General features: G+C 26.8%; 28 protein-coding genes. 13 read left to right on the top strand and 15 right to left on the bottom strand.

The window, feature by feature from the left end; all coding sequences use genetic code 11:
- Positions 1-39: 39 nt before the first annotated feature.
- Positions 40-567, bottom strand: coding sequence for a hypothetical protein (locus I1A51_RS16730; protein ID WP_196895988.1), 528 nt, complete (start codon positions 565-567; stop codon positions 40-42).
- Positions 568-609: 42 nt separating this feature from the next.
- Positions 610-1059 (bottom strand): hypothetical protein, encoded by a 450-nt coding sequence (locus I1A51_RS16725; RefSeq protein ID WP_196895987.1) that lies wholly within the window; start codon positions 1057-1059, stop codon positions 610-612.
- A 124-nt stretch (positions 1060-1183) separates the two neighbouring features.
- Here I1A51_RS16725 and I1A51_RS16720 point away from each other — a divergent pair, with 124 nt between their 5' ends.
- Complete coding sequence (locus tag I1A51_RS16720) at positions 1184-2170, top strand: phosphotransferase (RefSeq protein ID WP_196895986.1); 987 nt, start codon at positions 1184-1186, stop codon at positions 2168-2170.
- Between the two features lie 35 nt (positions 2171-2205).
- Here the strand turns inward: I1A51_RS16720 and I1A51_RS16715 are convergent, their stop codons facing one another.
- The gene (locus I1A51_RS16715; RefSeq protein ID WP_196895985.1) at positions 2206-3726 is read right to left on the bottom strand and encodes a T9SS type A sorting domain-containing protein; all 1521 of its coding nucleotides are present in this window, start codon (positions 3724-3726) and stop codon (positions 2206-2208) included.
- Between the two features lie 481 nt (positions 3727-4207).
- Here I1A51_RS16715 and I1A51_RS16710 point away from each other — a divergent pair, with 481 nt between their 5' ends.
- Positions 4208-5011 (top strand): helix-turn-helix domain-containing protein, encoded by an 804-nt coding sequence (locus I1A51_RS16710; RefSeq protein ID WP_196895984.1) that lies wholly within the window; start codon positions 4208-4210, stop codon positions 5009-5011.
- A gap of 188 nt (positions 5012-5199) precedes the next feature.
- Here the strand turns inward: I1A51_RS16710 and I1A51_RS16705 are convergent, their stop codons facing one another.
- Both I1A51_RS16705 and I1A51_RS16700 read right to left on the bottom strand, forming a co-directional pair.
- The gene (locus I1A51_RS16705; protein ID WP_196895983.1) at positions 5200-5748 is read right to left on the bottom strand and encodes a YcxB family protein; all 549 of its coding nucleotides are present in this window, start codon (positions 5746-5748) and stop codon (positions 5200-5202) included.
- Positions 5741-6565: a hypothetical protein gene (locus I1A51_RS16700; protein WP_196895982.1), complete on the bottom strand. Its 825-nt coding sequence runs from the start codon at positions 6563-6565 to the stop codon at positions 5741-5743. The genes I1A51_RS16705 and I1A51_RS16700 overlap by 8 nt, the downstream gene beginning before the upstream one ends.
- A 124-nt stretch (positions 6566-6689) precedes the next feature.
- On the opposite strand from I1A51_RS16700, the gene I1A51_RS16695 reads away from it, so the two are divergent.
- Entirely contained in the window at positions 6690-7442 is a 753-nt protein-coding gene (locus tag I1A51_RS16695) for an EI24 domain-containing protein (protein WP_196895981.1), read from the top strand.
- 54 nt (positions 7443-7496) lie between these two features.
- Here I1A51_RS16695 and I1A51_RS16690 read toward each other — a convergent pair whose 3' ends face one another.
- The 6 genes from I1A51_RS16690 to I1A51_RS16665 form a co-directional block, all read right to left on the bottom strand.
- Positions 7497-7937 (bottom strand): hypothetical protein, encoded by a 441-nt coding sequence (locus I1A51_RS16690; protein ID WP_196895980.1) that lies wholly within the window; start codon positions 7935-7937, stop codon positions 7497-7499.
- Between the two features lie 16 nt (positions 7938-7953).
- Positions 7954-8430, bottom strand: coding sequence for a hypothetical protein (locus tag I1A51_RS16685; RefSeq protein ID WP_196895979.1), 477 nt, complete (start codon positions 8428-8430; stop codon positions 7954-7956).
- A gap of 205 nt (positions 8431-8635) precedes the next feature.
- Positions 8636-9352: a head GIN domain-containing protein gene (locus I1A51_RS16680; RefSeq protein ID WP_196895978.1), complete on the bottom strand. Its 717-nt coding sequence runs from the start codon at positions 9350-9352 to the stop codon at positions 8636-8638.
- A 9-nt stretch (positions 9353-9361) separates the two neighbouring features.
- Positions 9362-10423: a DUF4097 family beta strand repeat-containing protein gene (locus I1A51_RS16675; RefSeq protein WP_196895977.1), complete on the bottom strand. Its 1062-nt coding sequence runs from the start codon at positions 10421-10423 to the stop codon at positions 9362-9364.
- Positions 10407-10931, bottom strand: a complete 525-nt coding sequence (locus I1A51_RS16670) for a hypothetical protein (protein WP_196895976.1) — start codon at positions 10929-10931, stop codon at positions 10407-10409. The genes I1A51_RS16675 and I1A51_RS16670 overlap by 17 nt, the downstream gene beginning before the upstream one ends.
- Positions 10932-10951: 20 nt before the next feature.
- A complete protein-coding gene (locus I1A51_RS16665) occupies positions 10952-11515 on the bottom strand; it encodes an RNA polymerase sigma factor (protein WP_196895975.1) in 564 nt (187 codons plus the stop codon).
- 223 nt (positions 11516-11738) lie between these two features.
- Between I1A51_RS16665 and I1A51_RS16660 the strand changes: the two genes are divergently transcribed.
- A complete protein-coding gene (locus I1A51_RS16660; RefSeq protein WP_196895974.1) occupies positions 11739-12311 on the top strand; it encodes a Crp/Fnr family transcriptional regulator in 573 nt (190 codons plus the stop codon).
- Positions 12312-12382: 71 nt separating this feature from the next.
- A complete protein-coding gene (locus I1A51_RS16655) occupies positions 12383-13120 on the top strand; it encodes a DJ-1/PfpI family protein (protein WP_196895973.1) in 738 nt (245 codons plus the stop codon).
- A 125-nt stretch (positions 13121-13245) separates the two neighbouring features.
- On the opposite strand, the gene I1A51_RS16650 is transcribed toward I1A51_RS16655, so the two are convergent.
- The 3 genes from I1A51_RS16650 to I1A51_RS16640 form a co-directional block, all read right to left on the bottom strand.
- Entirely contained in the window at positions 13246-13695 is a 450-nt protein-coding gene (locus I1A51_RS16650) for a carboxymuconolactone decarboxylase family protein (RefSeq protein ID WP_196895972.1), read from the bottom strand.
- 67 nt (positions 13696-13762) lie between these two features.
- A complete protein-coding gene (locus I1A51_RS16645; RefSeq protein WP_196895970.1) occupies positions 13763-14350 on the bottom strand; it encodes a Crp/Fnr family transcriptional regulator in 588 nt (195 codons plus the stop codon).
- Positions 14347-15009, bottom strand: coding sequence for an NAD-dependent epimerase/dehydratase family protein (locus I1A51_RS16640; protein ID WP_196895969.1), 663 nt, complete (start codon positions 15007-15009; stop codon positions 14347-14349). The genes I1A51_RS16645 and I1A51_RS16640 overlap by 4 nt, the downstream gene beginning before the upstream one ends.
- A gap of 384 nt (positions 15010-15393) precedes the next feature.
- Here I1A51_RS16640 and I1A51_RS16635 point away from each other — a divergent pair, with 384 nt between their 5' ends.
- The 8 genes from I1A51_RS16635 (at position 15394) to rpe (ending at position 23239) form a co-directional block, all read left to right on the top strand.
- A complete protein-coding gene (locus tag I1A51_RS16635) occupies positions 15394-16206 on the top strand; it encodes an outer membrane protein assembly factor BamD (RefSeq protein ID WP_196895968.1) in 813 nt (270 codons plus the stop codon).
- A gap of 7 nt (positions 16207-16213) precedes the next feature.
- Positions 16214-16540, top strand: coding sequence for a DNA-directed RNA polymerase subunit omega (locus I1A51_RS16630; RefSeq protein ID WP_196895967.1), 327 nt, complete (start codon positions 16214-16216; stop codon positions 16538-16540).
- Between the two features lie 3 nt (positions 16541-16543).
- The gene (coaBC, locus tag I1A51_RS16625; protein WP_196895966.1) at positions 16544-17755 is read left to right on the top strand and encodes a bifunctional phosphopantothenoylcysteine decarboxylase/phosphopantothenate--cysteine ligase CoaBC; all 1212 of its coding nucleotides are present in this window, start codon (positions 16544-16546) and stop codon (positions 17753-17755) included.
- A complete protein-coding gene (porD, locus tag I1A51_RS16620; protein ID WP_196895965.1) occupies positions 17755-18645 on the top strand; it encodes a type IX secretion system protein PorD in 891 nt (296 codons plus the stop codon). Before coaBC ends, porD begins: the two co-directional genes overlap by 1 nt.
- A 25-nt stretch (positions 18646-18670) precedes the next feature.
- The gene (gene recN / locus I1A51_RS16615; RefSeq protein ID WP_196895964.1) at positions 18671-20323 is read left to right on the top strand and encodes a DNA repair protein RecN; all 1653 of its coding nucleotides are present in this window, start codon (positions 18671-18673) and stop codon (positions 20321-20323) included.
- A 147-nt stretch (positions 20324-20470) separates the two neighbouring features.
- On the top strand, positions 20471-21289 hold the full coding sequence (locus I1A51_RS16610; RefSeq protein WP_196895962.1) for an enoyl-ACP reductase FabI: 819 nt from the start codon (positions 20471-20473) through the stop codon (positions 21287-21289).
- A gap of 341 nt (positions 21290-21630) precedes the next feature.
- Positions 21631-22494 (top strand): sigma-70 family RNA polymerase sigma factor, encoded by an 864-nt coding sequence (locus I1A51_RS16605; protein WP_196895960.1) that lies wholly within the window; start codon positions 21631-21633, stop codon positions 22492-22494.
- 91 nt (positions 22495-22585) lie between these two features.
- A complete protein-coding gene (gene rpe, locus I1A51_RS16600) occupies positions 22586-23239 on the top strand; it encodes a ribulose-phosphate 3-epimerase (RefSeq protein ID WP_196895959.1) in 654 nt (217 codons plus the stop codon).
- 32 nt (positions 23240-23271) lie between these two features.
- On the opposite strand, the gene I1A51_RS16595 is transcribed toward rpe, so the two are convergent.
- The gene (locus tag I1A51_RS16595; RefSeq protein WP_196895958.1) at positions 23272-23487 is read right to left on the bottom strand and encodes a hypothetical protein; all 216 of its coding nucleotides are present in this window, start codon (positions 23485-23487) and stop codon (positions 23272-23274) included.
- Positions 23488-23604: the final 117 nt, after the last annotated feature.

Below are 23604 nucleotides of genomic sequence, written 5' to 3'. Positions count from 1 at the left end.
AACAAAGCTGAAAATAATTTTTATTCTATCTCTTATTTTTTAATTCAATGTACTTTGAATTGCTCTTCTATTCACATTATTAAATTTTCTGTTGGAATAATCCATATTGTTAACTAAGTCTACATAGAAATCAATAATTTTGTTTTTCCATTTTGGATGTGTTTTGATAACATCTTGACCTTTTGAATCGAAAATAATGATAGAACTTGTGTAGAAATTTGGACTATCTGTTCCGAAAGCTAAAATCGAAAAAATCTCATCAGAATTTGGAAATAATTTGACATTATCCCAAAGATAAACAGAGGTGTTATTTAGATAAAAATCTTTATCCCATTTACCAAATTTGTCAAAAACTCCTTTTTTTGAAAAAATAACTTTTTCGACTTCATTATTGTAAGAAAATTTTAATTCTGTAAAATTTCCCGAAAGGAAATCGTTGTGAATTGAAGTTCGTTTTACTAAAATTTTATCTTTCGATAATTTTAGTTTTGGCTTTGTTCCTCCCTGATAACTTGCGCAAGAAACATTCGTAATGATAACTAATAATAATAAAATAGACCTTTTCATAGGTAATAAAAATTGATAGCAATATTTGTGTAAAAATAGAAATTACTTTTGGAATAATCCTTTCATTTTTTCAATAAATATTTCAATGAAAGATTTAGGTTGTTCAGGAATAAAATTTTCATCCAAATACAATTCACTTCCAATGATTTCAAAAGCGTGAAAAAATAAACGAACTCTTGTTTCATTTTGTCCATAATCATCAATATCTTCACGTAAAGACGTGCTTTTACATAAAATAAATTCTTCTGAATGTGTGATTTCAATTAATTCGGTAAGATTATCATATCGATCTTTACGAGTATATGTAAAGCAATTTTCTTCTTCAGATTTAAAATCAAAATCAATTTGTTCTGCAATAATTGGTACAATTTCTTTGAAAATTTCTAAATCGATTTGAATTTTTCTTTTTTCTTTAAATTTAGGTGTCCAAGCCATTATAGGTCTTGAATTAGAATGAATTTCTTCTTCAATTTCGACAAAATCTTCTCTCATTTTTTTATTTTTTTTCAAATTTAGGAAATTCATTGGTAAATATCTAATAATTAGTACATTCGCATCCGTTTTCTCAAATTAAAAAGGAAACGTAACTTAAAGATTAATAAAAGCTTATTGTAAAATGAAAAATTATCAAATTGCCAGTTCAATTTTAGCTCCTTCGTTTATTTCTGAATTTGTAAAAGAAACATTCGATATAAAAGAAACTGTAAAAGCATCTATTTTAAAGACAGGAATAAGTCATAATTATTTAATTTCTATCAATGAAAAGAAATTTGTTTTTAGAGTTTATTTTAAAAATTGGCGAACAAATTTTGAGATTGAAGAAGAGTTAAAACTTTTGAATTATTTAAAAGAAAATGGAATTTTAGTTTCAGTTCCAATTTCAGATAAAAATGAAAATTTTATACAAGAAATAGAAGCTCCAGAAGGAAATCGTTTTACTGTTTTATTTTCATATGCAGAAGGAGAATTTGTAAGAAATCCAAACGAAAATGATTGTTTTAAATTAGGAGAAACAATCGGGAAAATGCATCAATTGGTAGAAAATAAGTCTTTAAAAAGAAAAACATATACAGCAGAAAATCTAATCGGTTGGGCTTATGAAAAATCAAAAGAAATGTTTTCAGAAGAACTTTCTGAAATGAATTATTTTAAAAGAGCAAATGAAAAAATTACAGAAGAATTTAGAAAAGCAAAGCAGAATGACTTAAAATCTGGAATTGTGCATTTAGATTTATGGTATCAAAATATGAAGAAAAATGAACATGGAGATTTTACTTTTTTTGATTTTGATAATTGTGGAAATGGTTGGCTGTTTCTAGATTTATCTTATGCTTTAATGTTGCTTTTTAAAAATGAATCTAATAAAACTTCTTTTGAAGATAAAAGAGAAGCATTTTATAATGGATATGAATCTGTATTAAAAATTACAGAAGAAGAAAAAAGGTTAATTCCACTTGGTGGTTTGGCAATTTGGCTTCATTATACAGGAATTCATGTGGAACGGTTTGACGATTTTTCGAATCATTTTTTAAGTGAAGAATTTCTGAAATTTTGGATTCAAATTGTACATCAATGGATGGAATTTAATGTAATTAAGATTTAAAGAAAAAAGCTCCTTGAAGAAGGAGCTTTCTATTTTTATTTGATTTTTAGCATTTTGTAGCTTTCAGTTTCTTTATCTGTAATCAAAATGATTTGATAAATTCCAGTTGGTAATTTTTCTGTATTAATTGAAGAAACAGAATTATTGATTCTTTTTTCTAAAATAATTTGTCCATCTGTGTTTATAATTTTAATTGTAGCATTTTCAAAAGATTGATTTAAGAATAATTTATCCTTAAAAGGATTTGGAAAAATACGATGATTTGAAATAGTTACATTTTCAATATTTAAAGCATTATTATCTAAATAGTTTGGAATTCCATCTTCATCTTCATCATCATCTTCATAATTTCCATTTCCGTTTACATCTTCATGCATCGTTGGAATACCATCATTATCATCATCTGTGTCAATATGATTTGGAATACCATCATTATCTGTGTCTAAAATTGTAACTTCTGTAGTTGTAATTCCTTCTGGGAAAACCAATTCCTGATTTGTTAAAATATAATCATTGTCATCATCAGAATCTAAGAAATTAGGAATTCCATCATTGTCAGTATCATCATCAGATAAAATTCCATTTCCATTAAGATCTTCTTCTTCCGCAGAAAGTCCATCATCATCATTATCCAAATTTGAACAATCAACAGAGTTAATCATCACATTAAAGACACTTCCATTTACATTTACAAAAAGCTCTTGTAAAGGATACATAATTTCAAAAGGAAAAGCAATAGGATTTGTATTTGCTAAAGCGTCTGCTTCAGAAGTATAAACATAAAATTCTGTATCGTTTAATTGATATACAGAAGTCAAACTTTGAAAATCTTCCAAAGAGATAGTTGTTGCAGAATTTCCACAAATAAAAGCTTCATATGTTCCATTATAATAAATAAATCTCCAAGATTCTTCTTCTAATTCTTCAATAAAATTATTTCTACCTTCTGGCGAACTATAATTAATTCCTTCTTCATCTTGAATCCCAATTATTGCTCGACCATCATTCCATTCAGAACATACACCTTTATTTTTGATATGAACATCAATAAAATTTAATCCTTCAAAAAGTATAACTTGAAAAGTAGATTTAATTTCTGTACAATTATGATGAAAATGAGGAATATCATCATAAGTCACAATAAATTTACGAAAAGGTGCTTCACCAAATACGGCAGTAGTAATTGCTCCTGGTTCATCTGTCGTAAAATTATCCATATCATGATATAAACCATAAATTGTATTTGCAATTCCGAAAGTACTAGAAACATTAGGTAAGGTATAATTTACTTCAATTTTCCAATGACTAAAAAATCCAGATAAGCTAGTATAAAATGAAACTCTTCCATTGGTACCAACCATAACTTCATTGAAATCAGTTCCATAGAAATTAAAATCAAACGGCAATGGTATGTCATCAGAAAATTTGTCATCAGAATTAAATTGAACATTTTCATCGCCAAAATATTCAACATAATTGATGGATTTCACATCATATTGTGCAACTAAATTATTCGTTATTAAAACGAATAGAAATAAGACTAATAGTTTTTTCATAATAATTAATTTGATTTTTAGTGAATTTATCTCTAAGTTTTTGAAAAATCAATAAAAAATTAAATAATTTTTGATGAAAAATAAAATAAATGAAATTAAGGGAAATCAATTTTAATTTTTTAAATAAAGTATTTAAATGATTTTAATTAGTTGTTTTTTTTGATTTTAAGCTTACATTTTTTTGAATTAAAATTAGATGAATTTATAAAAGAAGATATAGAATTTCAAGTATTTGATTAAATAATCCGTTTTTAAATGCATTTCAACTGTGAAAACTAACTTTTATACTTATAAATATTAATTTTTTGAAAAAATGAATATAAAAAATGATTTCTTATAGAAAATGATATCAAATAGGAATGAATTTTTATTTTTTGATTGAAATATTAGTGAAAAATTATCTTTTAAAAACAATATAGATTACATTTAGGAAATTTATGAATAACATTTCTCGTTATTAAATGAATCAAATAAAAATGTGATGGAAATAAATATTGAATACCCTAAAGATGCTATTTTAAAAAAATACATTCGCTGCTACTATGAAGCCTCTATTAAAAATGAACATTATATCGCTTTCCCGAATGCTTTAATTCCTACTTGTTTGGTGCAAAATGGAAGAATTTATTACGAAAATGATGCTGTAGAAATTGTAAAAGATGAAAATTATGATCAAAAGTATTATTCTATAAATGTGTATAAAAAACCAGTTTTGATTAAATTTCATGGAGAATTTAAGACGTTTAATATTATTTTTAAACCTTATGGTTTTTCGCAGTTTTTAAAAGATTTTTCCAATTATGATGCAAATATTGTGATGGATTATTCTGATTTTATGTTTGACTTTTTTCAAACGAATCCGAATTTTAATGACAAAAAATATCCAGAAAAAATCAGCTTAATTGAAGATTTTTTTCTTTCCAATTATAAACCTAAAAAGTACACAGAAAATATTATAGAATGTGTGGAAGGAATGTTGGAAAATGACATAAAAGAACTTTTTTTCAAAGAAGTTTCTTATAAAACAATGTATCGAGCATTTAAAAATATTTGTGGAACTTCACCAAATTCTTTGTTTCAAGTTATTCGTTTAAGAAATGCAATTGAGAATATGGAAAAGAAATCAAATGAAGAAAATTTAACTGAAATTGCTTATGCTTTAGGTTTCTTTGATCAAGCTCATTTTAGCAACTTTTTTAAAGAATTAACACAAAAACAACCAAAAGATTTTTTTAAAAATATCTCTTATATCTCCAAAGAAAAAATTTTGTTTGAATTTATATAATGTCCATTTTTTACAATTTTAACTAAAATGTATAATTTAAATTTGATTGGATCAATTTTGGTTTTAAAATTGACCAAAACTTACATCTAAGACAAAAAAGAAAAGGTGAAAATATATAACATTAGAAAATTCACATTAGCTATCTAGAATACCTATTTTGAGCAAATATTGCGAAGAATAGGTTTTTTTTAACTCCATTTCCAATTAATTGCGTTTGTGTAAATTGCATGAAATTCATTCACAATTGTATCTGCAAATTCACGTTTGTTTTCCACAGCTCTTTTAGGAATAATTAAAGATAATTCTGTTGTTAAACGTACAAAAAAATGATCTTTAGTTTCGATTAATTCTTTGATTTGCCTTTTATTAATTTTTCCTTCAAAAGAATAATCTTTTGTATAAATTCCTTCTTCGTTTACTTGAATTTCCACATCTTGATTAATTCTTTTTTGAAAATGTGCTTCTATATGTTTTTGAAAATGATTTTTGTATTGATATCGAGAATAAGTCGGATAAAAAAGAAACCAAATAAACGCAACAATTACAATTGCAATCACCAAAACAGGTTTTTGATAATGCATCATGGAAAATAAAGCAAATACAATATAAACTAAAGTAATTGCATACCGAGAAATCATCCTTTTCCTTTTTTGAAGTTTAGAAATGGATGATTCATACATTTGATATGCTAAAAAATCTGATTCTTTAAGTTGAAAATGTATATTGATATCATTCATAAAGTTTTCCGTTGTTCTCTGGGTTTTTCATGTCAACCCAAAATATTTCTCTGGCTTCGGATGTATCTTTTTTTCCATTTTTATTTTCATCCTTGATAGTATAAATATACATATAATCTAGACCAGAATCATACTGAGAACTTAAAATTGAATAATCTTTAGGAACTAAAGCTTTCTTATTTTTTCCTTCTAAATCAAATGAATAGATTCTTCTTAAATCTTTTGTGTTTAATTTCCCGTCTTTATTTGTGTCTTCATCATACACAGAAACCATATAAAAATTCCTATGAATTGGCTGACTATTCAATGTGTCTTGAGAATAAGCTGGATAATAAAATGTTTTGATTAAAACTGGATTTTTAAATAATTTATGTTGCTTTTTTGTTTCAAAATTAAAATGCGAAATATTGACAAAATTATATCCATATGCAGCTGCCATTCCTGGCATAAAGTTTTGATTCCATTGATTTCCGTCATTTTCATTGTAATCATAAGTCAAATGATGACCAATATTTCCAACCCAACGTCTGATTTTTGGTTCACCTGAACTATAAATTTTCTTTTCAATTTTTTGATAGTTTACCTTAAAAATTGGTGTAAGTCGATGCTTTTGATGATACGTTAAAAGAACTTTCTTTGGTCTTGTTTCAAATTTATTTGTATCAGGCTCTTTTTCATTATTTTCAGTTGTTTGATTCTCTGTATTCATTGTCGAACTTGAAACAGAAAATCCTTTTTTTTCAATTTTTGATTCTTTATGACAACTTAAAAAAAGAAATAAAGTAAGAATAAAAGAAATAGAATAAAGTGGTTTCATATCAATTTTAATTTAGATTTTTCCAAATTTAAACAACGATTTCTTAATATAAAATATTCACAAAAGAATTTTAGAATTTTAGAAAAAATCTATACTATTGTGTTTCAATTAAAAAATAAAGAAAATGATTAAGTCAATAAATTCCTATTTCAAAGCAATTTCAATAATTTTTAAGCTAAATCTTCTTGGAGCATTGATGGTTCCAGTATTAATTAGCTTTATTGTTGGAACATTAATTCTTTTTTCAGCTTACGGTTTTTCAGATAATATTGGTGCTTGGATTGGAAAAGCTTGGATTTGGGAAACAGGAAAAGATATTTTTCAAAGTGTTAGTAATTTTCTAGGAGGAATGATTGTTTTAATGCTTGGTTTAATTGTATATAAACATATTGTTATGGCATTTTCTGCGCCATTTATGAGTCCAGTTGCTGAAAAAGTTCTAAATCATTTAAATCCAGAAATTAAAGCTTCAGAACAAAATATTACATTTTCGGAAAGTTTATCGCGTGGAATCCGAATTAATATTCGAAATCTTTTTTTTGAATTAGGAATGGTAGTTCCTTTGTTATTTTTGACATTTATTCCAGCTGTTGGACTTGTTTTTACGGTTTTAATCTTTTTAATTCAAGCTTATTATGCAGGTTTTGGAAATATGGATTTTACACTAGAAAGATTTTATAAATACAAAGCAAGTATTCTTTTTGTAAGAGGAAATAAATGGAAAGCAATCGGAAATGGTGGTGTTTTTCTTCTTTTAACGATGATTCCATTTTTCGGATTTTTAATTTCTGTTCCTCTTGGTGCTGTTGCTGCAACTATTTCTTTGGCAGATAAAGTAGGAGAGGAGAGTCAATTAAATTTGGTATTTGATAAATAAAATTTTACACAGTATTATAAAAAAATAGCCAAGTTAATCTTGGCTATTTTTGTTTTATTTTTTGATTATTATTTTTTGGTTATAATATCGAGCGTAGAGATTGCATACTTCTGAACAACCTCCATCTAATTCCATACAATCATATGCTGCACCTAAAGCATCAATCATTGTTTCATAAGTTTCCATCCATAATATTTCAGATCCATCACCATTCCAGCAATCTACTTGAAATCCTTGTTCTATTGGATGAATTCCTGTATAAATTTTATAATTAAGAAGAGATGGTTTACTATTTTTACCATATTCTATTTGAAACTCGATGGAAGCATTATTGTTTTTAATCGAAATTTCTTGAATTTCTTCGAAAATTTCGGTTAAAGTGATAAAGTTTGAATTATTTCTTTCACTAACAATTGTTTTATTTGTAGTTGTTGTTTCTTTATCTTTTGTGCAACTTATTAATACAAATATTAAAAGGAATTTTAAATATCTCATTTTTCATTTTTTAAAATTATTGACTAATTGGAGCAAAACTCATATTTGATAAGCATGTCGTTACACAACCTCCATCATTTAAACATTCCCTTGCAGCTTTTCCAGCTTCTCCAACATTTTCTCCTTCATAAAGTATCACTTCTTCTTGACCATAATAACAAGTTATTGTATATAATTCATTAGAAAATAGTCTATGATTTATATCTTTTCCTTTTATGAATGCAAGCTTTTTTTTAGAAGTTCTAGTCAATTTAAAATACTTTCTATAATCTTTTTCATTTAAATATTTTAATTGAAAAGTAACCATTTTCCCAGTTTTATTTCCAATTTCTCTCATCTCTTTTAATATTTTATCAAGATTTCCTGTAGAAATTGAGGTAGAAATTCTTTCAGAGTTTTCTTGAAATTGTTGTTGAGAATCTTCTTCAGAGCAAGAACAAAAACAAAAAGCAATGCCTATTAGAGCAAATAATTTTAAATTTTTTAGTATCATAACTTTCTTTTTTAAATAATTCATCAATATGTTTTTATTATTGATACTAAATATACTGTATTTAAATAGTTGAAAATTACGGCTTTCCGTATTCTATAAAATTATTTTTGAATTACTAAAAAATAAAAATAGATTTCAATAAAATTAATCCATAAAAAAAAGCTACTTCATTGAAGTAGCTTTTTCCAAATTATACAATGATTGATTATAATTTCTGTGCGTTTCCTGAACCACTAGATTTTACATCAATATTTTTTGGATTTCCTTTGTAATAAATATCACCCGAACCAGAAACTCTTGCTTTCAAAGAATTATTTGCGTAAACAGTAGCATTTCCTGAACCCGAAATTGTAATATCTACTTTATCACTTTCCAATTTTTTTCCTTCAAAATCTGCTGAACCAGAAATTCGAACTTTTAATTTATTTGTTTCACCAGCAATATCAAGATTTCCTGAACCTGATAAAGTTGCTGTAATATTTTTACTTTCTACTTCTTCTAAAGAAATATCACCTGAACCAGTAACTACAATAGAAAACTCTTTATTTTCAATAGGAACTTCAGAAATAATTTCTCCAGAACCAGAAAGCGTTAAATGGTTGATGAATTTAATTGGAACTTTAATTATTATTTCTTTTCTAGGCTGAATATTCTTTCCTTTTTTATAATGAATTGATAATTTATTATCTGTAACTTCTGTGATAATATATTCCATCAAATTTTCTTCTGCTGTGATTTCAATCTCACCTTGTTTTCCATCCGTTAAAATCACTTTAAAAGAACCTTTACTTTTAATTTCTTGAAAATAACTGATTTCTCTTGTTGCAGTTATAAGATTTTTATTTCCTTTAATTTTTTTCCATTGTGCATTTACATTTGTAACTGAAATGAATAAAATTAGTACACATAATAATTGTTTCATCGTATTGATTTATTTAGTTTTTAAACGAATTGCATTATAACTTGATTTTACTGTAATTGTCGGTAATCCGTTTGCTTCTGATGCATTATAAATTCCTTTCAATTTATGAGAATAACTTTCTTTAAAATTCTCATGTAAAATCATTTTATCAAGTTCTGTAATATTTGCATATTCTGTGAAAAGATCAAAAGCAAATGAAATATCTTCTGGGAATTCTAGTTTTACACCAGAATATTCTGTTCTTAAATTAACATTTAAAAAGTCTTTCGAAATATTTTTTACTTTAATCGCTCCATAACTTAAAACAACATTCAAAGATTTATTTACATTTCCAATTCCAAGATTCGTATATTCACTATTTCCTTTTGCAATTCTTAAATCCTTAATCACAAGATTTCCATAGTCAATATTAAAATCAATATCTTTTATTTCATCAATTTTAATGTTTGAATAATCAGAATTTAAATTGATAAAATTCGCTTTCTCCACAGAAATATTCGAATAATCTGTGTGTAGTTCCAGTTCATTTACAAAATCAATTGTTGATCCGTTACTGTATTCTAATTTAATTTTATTTAATGTACCATTCAAATTTTCTGCGGAAACATTTCCGTATGCACATTGAATTTTTGTATTGTTATTTAATTCGCCAATTAAAATATTTCCATATTCATTTTCCAAATCTGCAATTATAGATTTCGGTGCTTGAATTATATAATCAATTTGCATACTGATTTTTCCAGAACTGAACCAATTTCCTGTATTATTGATTACAGTTTCTGCTTTTACTTTATTGTCTCTATGATCAAAATCGAATGATATTCCTTTGAAATAAGAATTTACTCTTTTTTCAGAATCACCTTTGATTGTTTTGATGATTTTGATGTAAATTTCACTTTTATCCCAAGTGTTTAATGTAATATTTCCATAAGAATTTGTTACATCTAAAATATTGTTCTCTGATACATTGAACTTCCTTTCAATAATATCCGATTTCTCATACTTTTGTGCAAAGACGACCATCTGCGCACAAAGGAAAAATAATAAAGTTAATTTAAGAGAAGTTTTCATCGTTCGTAAGTTTATGAGAGTTTAAGTTTTCAAGTTGTAAAATTAAATTTTGAAGAATTTCAATTCTTTTCTGATAATTTGAAATCATTGCATAAACAATTTTCTGATTTCCATTTTTCTTTAATTCTACAGTAAGTTTTACATAATCATTTTCAAGTTTTTCAATTTGTTTTAAATAATCATCAACGACTTTCTTGTTTTCAGGATTTTCAAGTTTTCGAATTTTATTTAATTCTTCATTTAAAACACTTGTAAAATAGATTTGTGTTTTTTCCATTTTCGGCGAAATGGAACCAAGTTCAACTCCAGAATTTTCCTGTACTTTTGGGGAAACATTGAAATACTTTCCGATTCCAATTCCAATCAAAAGAAGCAAAGAAGCAGCTACTGCTAAATAATATTTTGTATACGAATTTTTCTTAGAAAATTCTGAGCTGTTTTTCAGTTTTTTTTCAAACCTTTCCAAATGAAATTCTGAAGGTTCATGTATGTCAAACTTGTTATTCATGAGGTTCAAAAGTTTAAAAATTATTTACGTTTAAATCTGTTATCCAAAGAAATTTCCGAATTATCTATTAACATTTTTCGTAGTTTGCCTTTAGCTCTAGAAACTATTGCTCTACTATTGTCATAAGAAATATTCATTATGCTAGAAATTTCTTCGTAATCGTATCCTTCTATCAAATGAAGTGTCACTCCAATTCGATAATTTTCTTTTAATTTTTGAATGCAATCCAAAATAACTTTTACATTCAAATCATCTGAAAGAAAAACCGAATTATCAATTTCTTCATCTGAAGATTCATATGCAATTTCTAAAGAATGTGTTTCTGTTTGTTTGTATTTTTTTAAAGCAGTAATACTTTTATTAATAACAATTCTCTTTAACCAAGCTCCAAAAGTCACTTCTCCTTTATAGGAATCCATTTTTGTAAAGGCAGCCAAAAAAGCTTCTTGCATAACGTCTTCCGCTTCGTATTGATTGTTTAAAATACGATAAGAAGTATTGTACATTGCATGAAAATACTTTTTATATATTTCCATTTGTGCTCCTTTATTTCCTTTTTTACACCTAGCTATTAATTCTTTCATTTTTTAGAAATTCTATAGTAAAGACTTTGGTGTTTTTGAGTTGTGACAGTTTTTAAAATTTTTTGGAAAGATAGGAATAAAAATACAGAGATAATTAAAATGAAATCGATTTATTTTTCTTTTAAAAGCGCCTAAAGTAAGCTGAAATTCATAATCTAATTTGATGTTTTTATTTAGAATTTTTACTTTTGTTTAAATGAAAATTTTAAATTCTTTTTTGCAAATGAATCCAAATTTGGTAGAATATATAAAGCGCTATGTCAAGATTTCGGAAAGCGAAATTGCTATTTTGGAATCTTATGTATCTTCTCAAAAATTAAAAAAGAAAGAATTTTTATTAAAAGAAGGACAAATTTGTAAATACAGATATTTTATACTGAAAGGTTGTGTTCGTCTATTTTATATTGATAAAAAAGGAAATGAACAAATAATCCATTTTGGAATTGATAATTGGTGGATTACAGATTATGAAAGTTTAATTAATCAAATTCCTTCAAAATTATATATTCAAGCAATCGAATCTACAGAATTATTAAAACTTCCTCAAGATAAATTTGATGAATTAAGTGCGAAAATTCCTGTAATTAATGAGTTGTTTCGTAAGATTATGGAAAAAACATATATCGCTTCACAAAAAAGAATTGAATTTATTTATAGTATGTCGGGTGAAGAAATGTTTCATTATTTCATTGAACAAAATCCGCAGTTCACACAACGTGTTCCACAATATATGATTGCTTCTTATTTAGGTCTTTCTCCAGAATTTGTTAGTAAAGTAAAAGCTAAAAGAATTTAATTTCTTAATTAAGATTAAGGAAAATCGAAAAACGCCTTTTTACCTTTACTTTAAATTAAAGACAAAAAGTAATGGATAAAAATAGAAAAATATTAGCGCTATTTTTTACAATGATATTTTTAGGTTGTACAATAGAAAAATCAGAAAATGAAAATTCTTTCGAAGAAAAAAAAGTAACAGAATCAAAACATTTAAAACCTTTTAAAAAAGAATTACCAACAATCGGACTTTTAATGTATGATGGAGTGTTACAAGGTGAAGTTGTAGCGACTTCTGATGTTTTTGCAAAATTGACAAAAGATGGTGAACAAATTTTTAATGTAATTACAATTGCAGAAACAAATCAACCAATTACTACAGAAGAAGGAATGCATTTTGTTCCTGATTTTACTTTTGAAAATACACCAAAATTGACTGCTTTATTTATTCCAAGTGCTTACGATATGTATGCACAAGTTCATAATGAAAAAATCATCGATTTTATCAAAGAAAAAAATCAAGAAACAAAATATATTGTCAGTAATTGTGCAGGTGCGCAACTTATTGGGAAATCTGGAATTGCTGATGGACATAAAATTGTTACTTGGATTGGAGGAGGGAAACAATTGCAAAAAGACTATCCGAATTTAAAAGTGCAAAATGATAGTTTGGTCACTTTTGTAGAAGATGGGAAATTTAGTTCTTCTAATGGAAATTTAGCAAGTTATATTTCAGCATTAGAACTTTTAGAAAAAATGACGAATCAAGAACATAGAAAATTTGTAGAAAGTTATTTGTATTTAGATCGATTGCAAAATTGGAAGAATTAAATTGTTCATTTTTATCAAGATAAAAAAAGAACCAAAAAAATCAAGACTTTATTTTTAATTTCAAAAATAGGTCAAATAAATTTTAAAAAAGCATATTAGAAATAATATGCTTTTTTAGTTAAAGATTATTGATTTGAAACTTCATAAAGACCAGCTTTAAATTCAAAAGTTCGCATTAAACGATTCCAAGTATTGATTTGCGTACAAGATAAAGTCAGTATTGAAATTTCTTCTTTTGTATAAAATGACAGAAGTTTTTCAAAAAGAATTTCTGGGATTTTTTCAACTTTTGTAACAAGTTCTGCAAACTCCAAAGTTGCTTTTTCTTTTTCAGTGAAAATTTCCGTTTCTTCCCAAACACAAAGTGTAGAAAGTCGTAATTCTGTTTCTCCCATTGCTTTTAATTCCTTATAATGCATATCAACACAATAAGCACATTTATTTATTTGTGAAATTCGCAATCGAATTAATTCTAATAAAGAAATTGAAAGTGTAGAATTATTTGTGAATTCTTCGATAGTTCTTAAATGTTCAAACATTCCTTTTGGAATATTGTTGTAAGTAATTCGTTCCATAATTTTAAATCATTTTAATTCTGATTTCAAAATTAAATACAGGATTTTCTAAAGTTCTTAAGATATCTTAAGAAATAGATTTCTTACGTAAATTACTTAAATATTCGGGTGTCATTTGAAGATAGGAAGCAATCATATATTGTGGAATTCTTTGTGAAATGTCTGGAATAGATTGCATCAAAAATTCATATTTTTCTTTTCCATCCATGTCCATAAAAAAGCGATTTCTACGATTTACAGCAATTAAAGTATTTTCAGCAATTATTCGGAATACTTTTTCTAATTTCGGAATTCTATCAAAAAGTTGTTCCAAATTTGTTTTAGAAATTCGTGCTAATTTTGTGTTTTCAATACATTGGATAAAATCTTCCGAAGCAATTTTTAAGGTGAAACTCTCATAGTTTGTAAACCACCAATTCTCAATTCCAAATTGAAATGTATGCGCAATTCCATCTTTATCTTCATAAAAAAAGCGAATCATTCCATTTAAGATAAAATATTGATGTTGGCATTTTTCTCCTTTTTTTAAAATAAAATCTTTTTTCTTTAATGAAGTAGTTTCTAAAGAATTAAAAATAATTTCCAATTCATTTTTTTCAAAAAAGACATAACGATTTAAATATTTTTGAAGTTGTGTTTTTTCTTTTTCTGTCATGTTTTTGTGCTTAATTCTTGAATTTTGTCGGAATTAATAATACCTGAATTTTCTGAAGAATTTGCAAGGTAAATCATTGCTTTTGCAATAGAAATAGCTTTAATTGCTCTATATTTTTTCCATTTTCCTTGCATTAAAAAATGAAATAAAGGAAAAATTGTCATTCCAATATTTTCTAAAAATCTGGATTCTTTTCTTTTTCCTAAAATCAAAGACGGACGAAGAATAAAAGTATGTTTTAGTTGTTGTTTTAAAACCAATTTTTCCATGTCACCTTTTGTTTTATTATAAAAAATAGAACTATTTGAATTTGCTCCTAAAGCAGAAATTACAAGAAAAGTATCTATATGATTTTCTTTACAAAGAACAGAAGCATCCCAAGGAATTCCCAAATCGATATCTTTATAAGTATCTTTATCTGGAGTTTTTTTAGCAGTTGTTCCAATACAACAATAAACCTCGTCTGCTTTGAATTTTTCTTTTTGTGATTCTAAATCAAATAAATCACAAATTACTTCTTTTAGCTTTTGGTGTGTGAAATTTAAAGATTTTCGACCAAAGGAAATTATTTTTTCATAACGTTGGTCTTCTAAAAGTAAATGAAGTAAAAGATTTCCAGTTAAGCCAGATGCACCAAGGATTATTGCTGTTTTTTTCATAATAAAACGAAATTAGATACTTTTGATTTAAGTTAAAGCTTTTTAACAAAAATTATAGAAAAAATCTGATTTAAATTTTTGTTATTGCAAGAGCTTTTAAAGTAAAAACTTAGAAAGTTTAATAAATTTAGAGAATTATTAGGAAGAAGAAGTTTTTAAAATTTTCAATTATTTAAAATCCATTAAACCAATTAAAAATGAAGTTTCAGTGAATATTCCAATGAGAAAATAATAATTAAACAAAAAAATAGTTTTCACTTTTAAATACGATTATTTTCTTCATATTTATCAAGGTTTTTAAATTAAATGTTAAGATAAATATTTAAATAATCATATCTTTAAAAATCATTTTAATAATCCATTATAATTAATTATTTTTGCCGAATGCAAAAAATCAAAAAAATATCATACGTTATTATCACTGCCTTAGTTTTAAGTTCATGTGGTAGATATTCAAAAGTATTAAACAAAGGTACAGCGGAAGAACGTTATATGCTTGCAACTGAATTGTATAATTCAGGAAAATATAACAAAGCTGTAAATTTATTTGAAAAAATTATAACTCCATATCAAGGGAAACCTCAAATGGAGCGAATTCAATACATGGTTGCGCAATCCTATTATAATTTAGAAGATTATATTTTATCATCTTACTATTTTGATAAGTTTGCAAAGAACTTCCCAAATAGTTCTAAGAAAGAAGAAGCAGCTTATTTATCAGCTTATAGTGATTATTTAGCATCACCAAAATATAGTTTAGATCAATCAGATACAGATAAAGCAATTGCAAAAATGCAGGTTTTTATCGATACTTATCCAAATTCAGATCGAATCAAAGATGCAAATAAAATAATCAAAGAGTTGACGCATAAATTAGAGAAGAAAGCATTTGAAATTGCAAAACAATATTATAAATTAGAAGAATATACAGCTGCAATTATCGCTTTTGATGGATTTTTATCTGATTATTTAGGTTCTTCATATAAAGAAGAAGCATTATATTTAAGATTAAAAGCTTCTCATGATTTAGCAGTTCAAAGTATTTCAAAAAAGAAAGAGGAACGACTTAGAGAGGCTGTAAAAGCATACGAAAAATTAGAAAAGAGTTTTAACGACTCGAAATATATCGAAGAAGCGAAAGAATTATTAATCGAAATAAACAAAGAGCTAGATTTAATTACTCAATTAGAAAAATAACAGAAAGATGGACTACAAGAACACAAAAGCACCTGATACAACTATCACTTATGATAGAGAAGCGATTGAAGCTCCAACAAATAACATTTACGAGGCTATTTCAGTTTTAGCAAGAAGAGCAGATCAAATCAATGGTGACTTGAAGAAGGAACTAATTGATAAATTAGATGAGTTTGCTACGCATACAGATAGTCTTGATGAGGTTTTTGAAAATAAAGAACAAATTGAAGTTTCTAAGTTCTATGAAAAACTTCCTAAGCCAACTGCAATTGCAGTAGAAGAATGGTTAGAGAACAGAGTTTACTTCAGAAACCCAAACGAACCTAAAAAATAATAAATGACAGTTTTACGTGGTAAAAAAATCCTTTTAGGAATTACTGCAGGAATTGCTGCTTATAAAACAGCTCATTTAGTAAGACAATTTATAAAAGCAGGTGCTCAAGTCAAAGTAGTCATGACACCTGCTTCTAAAGATTTTGTCACACCTCTTACGCTTTCTACACTTTCAAAAAATCCAGTTTATTCTACTTTTTATGACAAAGATTCAGAAGAAAATGAAATCTGGAATAACCATGTAGAACTAGGATTATGGGCAGATTATATGGTAATTGCTCCTGCAACAGCCAACACACTTTCGAAAATGTGTCATGGAACATGTGATAATTTATTATTAGCAACATATCTTTCTGCAAAATGTCCAGTATATTTTGCACCAGCGATGGATTTAGATATGTATAAACATGGTTCTACAAAAGACAATATTGATAAACTTATCGGATTTGGAAATATTTGTATTCCAGCAGAAAGTGGTGAATTAGCAAGTGGATTAGTAGGAGAGGGAAGAATGGCTGAACCTGAAACCATTGTAGAATTTATTGAAAATGATATTCTGTCAAAATTACCTTTAAAAAACAAAAAAGTTTTAATTACAGCAGGTCCAACATACGAAGCTATTGATCCTGTTCGTTTTATTGGTAATCATTCTTCTGGAAAGATGGGATTTGAGCTTGCAAAAACAGCTGCTTCACTTGGAGCAAAAGTTTATTTAATTGCTGGTCCTTCTTCGGAAGTTGTTCAAAATAAATTAATTGAGAGAATTGATGTTGTAAGTGCAGAAGATATGTACAAAGCAGCAATGGAACTTTTTGATTCGATGGATATTGCAATCCTTTCAGCAGCTGTAGCAGATTATCGTCCAAAACACGTTGCTACACAGAAAATCAAAAAGAAAGATGTAGAGTTTGTAATAGAACTTGAAAAAACAAAAGATGTTTTAGCATCTCTTGGAGCAATAAAGAAAAACCAATTTCTTGTAGGTTTTGCATTAGAAACAAATGATGAAATTCAAAATGCAAAAGGAAAATTAAAGAGAAAAAATTTAGACATGATTGTTTTAAACTCTTTAAATGACAAAGGAGCTGGTTTTAAAAATGCAACAAACAAAGTCTCAATTATTGATAAATTCGAAAATATTTCAGAATTTAGCTTGAAATCTAAGTCTGAAGTAGCAATAGACATTTTTAATGAAATAATGAAGAAAAATAATTGATGAACAAACTACTTTTATTTATAGCAGCTTTTTTTCTATTCTTAGGTGTAAATGCACAAGAATTAAATTGTATTGTCAATGTAAATTCTGACCAAGTTCCTGGTTCTAATAAACAAGTTTTTAAAAGTTTACAAACGAACTTAACAGAGTTTATTAATCAGAAACAATGGACGAATAAGACTTTTAAGAAAAACGAAAAAATTCAATGTGCAATTACTATAATTGTTAAAGAACAAACTTCTTCAAATGAATTTTCAGGAAGTATTCAAATCCAATCTTCAAGACCTGTTTATGATTCTTCATATTTGAGTCCTGTAGTAAATCATAAAGATGAAGATTTTAATTTTACCTATTCTGAATTTGAAGTTTTACAGTTTAATCCTAACAGTTTTGACTCAAACCTAATTTCTGTAATTGCTTATTATGCATATCTAATTATCGGAATGGATGCGGATACTTTCAAGCAAAATGGAGGAAAAGAATATTTTAAAAAGGCGCAAAATGTTGCAAATCTTGCACAACAAAGTAGTTATCCTGGATGGAGTCCATTAGAAAATGGAAATACTCGATACAAAATCATCAATGATTTATTATCAACTTCATTTATTGCTTTTAAAAATACACTTTATAGATATCATTTAAAAGGTTTAGATATGATGGCAAAAGATAAAAAAACAGCCAAAAAAAATATCGTTACCGCTTTAATGAGATTAAAAAATATCTATTCATCTAGACCAAATGCAGCTGTTTTAAGAATGATGATGGATGCAAAATCTGATGAAATTTCAAATATTTTTTCAGGTGGTCCGAGTACGGATGTTGTAGAATTAAAAGAATTTTTAGGAAAAATGTCACCTACAAATTCTAAAAAATGGAATAAAATAAAATAGTTATCAACTATCTAATTTTTTTATTGTGTTAAATTCACTTTTTATAAAAAATTACGCATTAATTGAACAATTAAATGTGGATTTCAAAGATGGATTTTCTATTATAACTGGTGAAACTGGTGCAGGAAAATCAATCCTTCTTGGAGCTTTAGGTCTGGTCTTAGGTAAAAGAGCAGACTTATCTATTCTTAAGAATAAGGAAAAAAAATGTGTGATAGAAGCTGAATTTGCTATTAAAAATTACGATTTAAAAAATTTCTTTGAGGAAAATGATTTAGATTTTGAAAATCAAACGATTATTCGTAGAGAAATTCTTCCAAGTGGAAAATCTAGATCTTATATAAATGACACTCCTGCAAAGTTGAATATTTTGAATGCTTTAAGTGAAAAACTTATTGATATTCATTCACAATATCAAACTTTAGAACTTTCCAATACTAATTTTCAATTTAAAATAATCGATGCACTTTCTTCCAATCAAGAAATAGTTTCAGAATATCGTTTACATCTGAAATCATATCAAAATTTAGTGAAGAAATTAGAGAAACTAGAAGCTTTTGATAGAGAATCAAAATTGCAGTTGGACTATAATTTGCATTTACTTCAAGAATTGCAAAAAGCAGAATTGATAGAAGAAGAACAGGAAATTATTGAACAGAAAATAGAGAAATTAAATAACGTTGAATCAATTAAATTACATTTAGCACAAACAATAGATATTGGTTCTAATGAAGAAATTGGAATTCAAAATTTATTATCTGAATGTAATTCAAATTTGATGAAAATTGTTGATTTTTCTGATGAATATAGTGAAATTCAGAAACGTTTGGAAAGTATCTCTATTGAATTTAATGATATTATTCAAGATTTAGAAAGTTTTCAAGATGATGTTGTTTTTGAACCAACAGAATTAGAAAATTTGAATGATCGATTACAAATAATTTATTCTTTACAGAAAAAACATCATGTAGATTCTAATTCTGAATTGTTGAAAATTCAAGAAGAATTAGAGCAAAAAGTAGATGCTGCAACACATTCAACTGAAAATATTTCTTTATTAAAAGAAGAAATAGAAGCGAAAGAGCAAATTTTGAATGAATTGGCTTTACAATTACATGAAAAAAGAAAGAATACATTACAAGAGTTAAAAGATAAATTGGAAACAAAACTTGCGACACTTGGAATGGTAAATGCTCGATTCAAAATAGATATTACACTTTCAGATACGTATACTGAAAATGGAAAAGATGTTTTGAAGCTGCTTTTTTCTGCAAATAAAGGAGAAAATTATGGTGAATTGAAAAAAGTTGCTTCTGGTGGAGAAATGTCAAGAATTATGCTTTCTGTAAAGGCGATTTTATCAAATTATACAAAACTTCCAACGATTATTTTTGATGAAATTGATACTGGAGTTTCTGGTGAAATTTCAAATAAAATGGGAGAAATTATGGAGAAGATGAGTGAAAATATGCAAGTGATTACAATAAGTCATTTACCACAAATTGCAGCCAAAGGAAATCATCATTACAAAGTATATAAAGAAGACATTCTAGAAGAAACATATTCAAGGTTAAAAAAACTGACAAAACCGGAAAGAATTCATGAAATTGCAGAGATGTTAGGAGGAAAAGATTTGTCGGATTCAGCAGTAGCACACGCAAAAAAATTACTGAATTAATTATTAATTTGAAATTTAACAAATTAGCAGAATTTGTTTAAGAAATATTATTTAAAATAATTAAACAGTTCGTAAGCTAAACTAAATAAATTTATATTTTTGTTCTATCAGAAAATAGAATGGAAGAATTTTAAAATAAAGAACACTATGTATAACCTACTTAAAGGAAAAAAAGGAATTATATTCGGAGCTTTAGATGAAAATTCTATCGCTTGGAAAGTGGCAGAGCGTGCACACGAAGAAGGTGCAGAGTTTGTTTTAACAAATGCTCCTATCGCGATGAGAATGGGAACAATCAACCAATTAGCAGAAAAAACAAATTCTCAAATAATTCCTGCAGACGCTACTTCAGTAGAAGATTTAGAGAAGTTAGTAGAGCAATCAATGGAGATTTTAGGAGGAAAAATTGATTTTGTATTACACTCTATCGGAATGTCTGTAAACGTAAGAAAAGGAAGACATTATACAGATGAGAACTATGATTTCACTCACAAAGGATTTGATGTTTCAGCATTATCATTCCACAAAGTAATGAGTGTTTTATATAAGAAAAATGCCATGAACGAATGGGGATCAATTGTTGCATTAAGCTATATGGCTGCACAAAGAGTTTTCCCAGATTATAATGATATGGCAGATAACAAAGCTTATTTAGAGTCAATTGCTCGTAGTTTTGGTTATTTCTTCGGAAAAGAACACAAAGTAAGAGTAAATACAATTTCTCAATCTCCAACACCAACAACAGCAGGAAAAGGAGTAAAAGGATTTGACGGATTTATCAGTTATGCTGAGAAAATGTCTCCTCTTGGAAATGCTTCAGCTGCGGATTGTGCAGAATATACAATTAGTATGTTCTCTGATTTAACAAAGAAAGTTACTTTACAAAACTTATATCACGATGGAGGATTCTCTAACATGGGAGTTAGCCAAGCTGTGATGGATGCTTTTGTAGAGAATGAAGGATAGAATTTTATTGAAATCTACATAATTATTATAAAAGAGTAACTAAGTTTTAGTTACTCTTTTATTTTTGAAATAAATGGAACTAACTTCACTCATAATAATATTTTAATTATTATTTAATTTTAATTTATTTTCTATGAAATATTTAATTTTTAGTTACTTATAAAATTAATATGAAAGTAAATGAATCGTATTATTTTAAAATAATCAATATCTAATCGGTCATTTTCTGTTAATATTTTAAAAAAATAAAAAAAAGATGTAACTTATTGTAACATTTTTTAAAAGTGTTACGTATATATCACTAGAGAGTAAAGTAAAAATTAAATCCTTCATAAATTTAGATGAGACAACTTAAAATTACTAAGCAGGTAACGAATAGAGAAACTGCGTCGTTAGATAAGTATTTACAAGAAATTGGAAAAGTAGATCTTATTACGGCAGAACAAGAGGTGGAGCTGGCACAACGTATCAAAGCTGGAGATCAAGTGGCTTTGGAAAGATTGACAAAAGCAAATTTACGTTTCGTAGTATCGGTTGCTAAACAATATCAAAATCAAGGATTAACATTACCAGATTTAATTAATGAGGGAAATTTAGGATTAATTAAAGCAGCAAAAAGATTCGATGAAACTCGTGGATTCAAATTTATTTCTTATGCTGTATGGTGGATTAGACAATCGATTCTTCAAGCTTTAGCAGAACAATCAAGAATTGTACGTTTACCATTAAATAAAATTGGTTCTATTAATAAAATTAATAAAATGTATGCATTCTTAGAGCAGGAAAATGAGCGTCCGCCATCTGCTGAGGAAATTGCTGCAAAATTAGATATGTCTATTAGTGATGTAAAAGAATCTATGAAAAATTCTGGTCGTCACGTTTCAATGGATGCTCCATTAATTGAAGGAGAAGATTCTAATTTATACGATGTTCTTCGTTCTGGAGAATCACCAAATCCTGATAGAGATTTATTACATGAGTCATTAAGAGTGGAAATTGAAAGAGCTCTTGAAACATTAACTCCAAGAGAAGGAGATGTAATTCAATTATATTTTGGATTAGGAGGAAATCACCCAATGACTTTAGAAGAAATTGGAGAAACATTTGATTTAACTCGTGAAAGAGTTCGTCAAATTAAAGAAAAAGCAATCCGAAGATTAAAACATACTTCAAGAAGTAAAATCTTGAAAACATATTTAGGATAAAAAATAAAACTCTCGATTTTTCGGGAGTTTTTTTATAGAATTAAGTGGATTTAAATTATTTTTGCCAAAACAACACAACAATTTAAAATTTATGAAAAAATATATTGCACCGTCTTTATTATCAGCTGATTTTGCCAATTTGCAAAAAGATATTGAAATGGTAAATAACAGTGATGCAGATTGGTTTCACATTGATGTAATGGATGGCGTTTTTGTTCCAAATATTTCTTTTGGAATGCCTGTGATTAAAGCAATTAATAAACATGCTAAAAAAACAATGGATGTACATTTAATGATTGTAGATCCAGATAGATATATTAAACAATTTAAAGAAGTAGGAGCAGATATCTTAACTGTTCACTACGAAACTTGTCCACATTTACATAGAACAGTTCAAGCGATTAGAGCTGAAGGAATGAAAGTTGGAATTTCTTTAAATCCACATACACCAGTTTCTGTTTTAGAAGATATTCTTGCGGATATTGATTTAGTTTTAATCATGAGTGTAAATCCTGGATTTGGAGGTCAGTCTTTTATTGAGACAACTTATAAAAAAGTTCGTCAATTAGACGCGATGCGTAAAGAATTCAACCCAGAATTAATCATTGAGGTAGATGGTGGAGTTACAGATCAGAATATTGAAAAACTTGGAGAAGCTGGAGCAAATGCTTTTGTTGCTGGAAGCTTTGTTTTCAATAGTGAAAATCCATCTGAAACCATAAAAAAATTAAAGCAATTAGCTTAAAAAATATAAAGGCTAACAAATTCGGTTAGCCTTTAATTTGACATATTTAATTTTTGTTCCAATAGTGGACAAACTTTAATTAAATAAATAATTTCTTTCGTCTTTACTTCTAATGCTTCAATTAACGTATTCTTAGCATTTTTGAAATATACAATGTCTTTATCTCCATATCCATCAGGATATTTTTTTTGCAAAACCTTGAAAATTTCAGGTGTCATTTTTCCATAATCGATTATTGATCTTCTCATGTAACAAATTGATTTTTAAGTTCATATGTATTAAATTAAAAAATAAATATGAAAAATTAAAACACAAAAAGCAAGAAATGATTATGAGAAATTTGAAAACTAAATGTTAAAAAATAA

This window comes from Aureivirga marina (assembly GCF_015767265.1).
GTDB classification, from domain to species: Bacteria; Bacteroidota; Bacteroidia; order Flavobacteriales; family Flavobacteriaceae; genus Aureivirga; species Aureivirga marina.
This window is presented reverse-complemented; position numbering and strand designations above follow the sequence as displayed.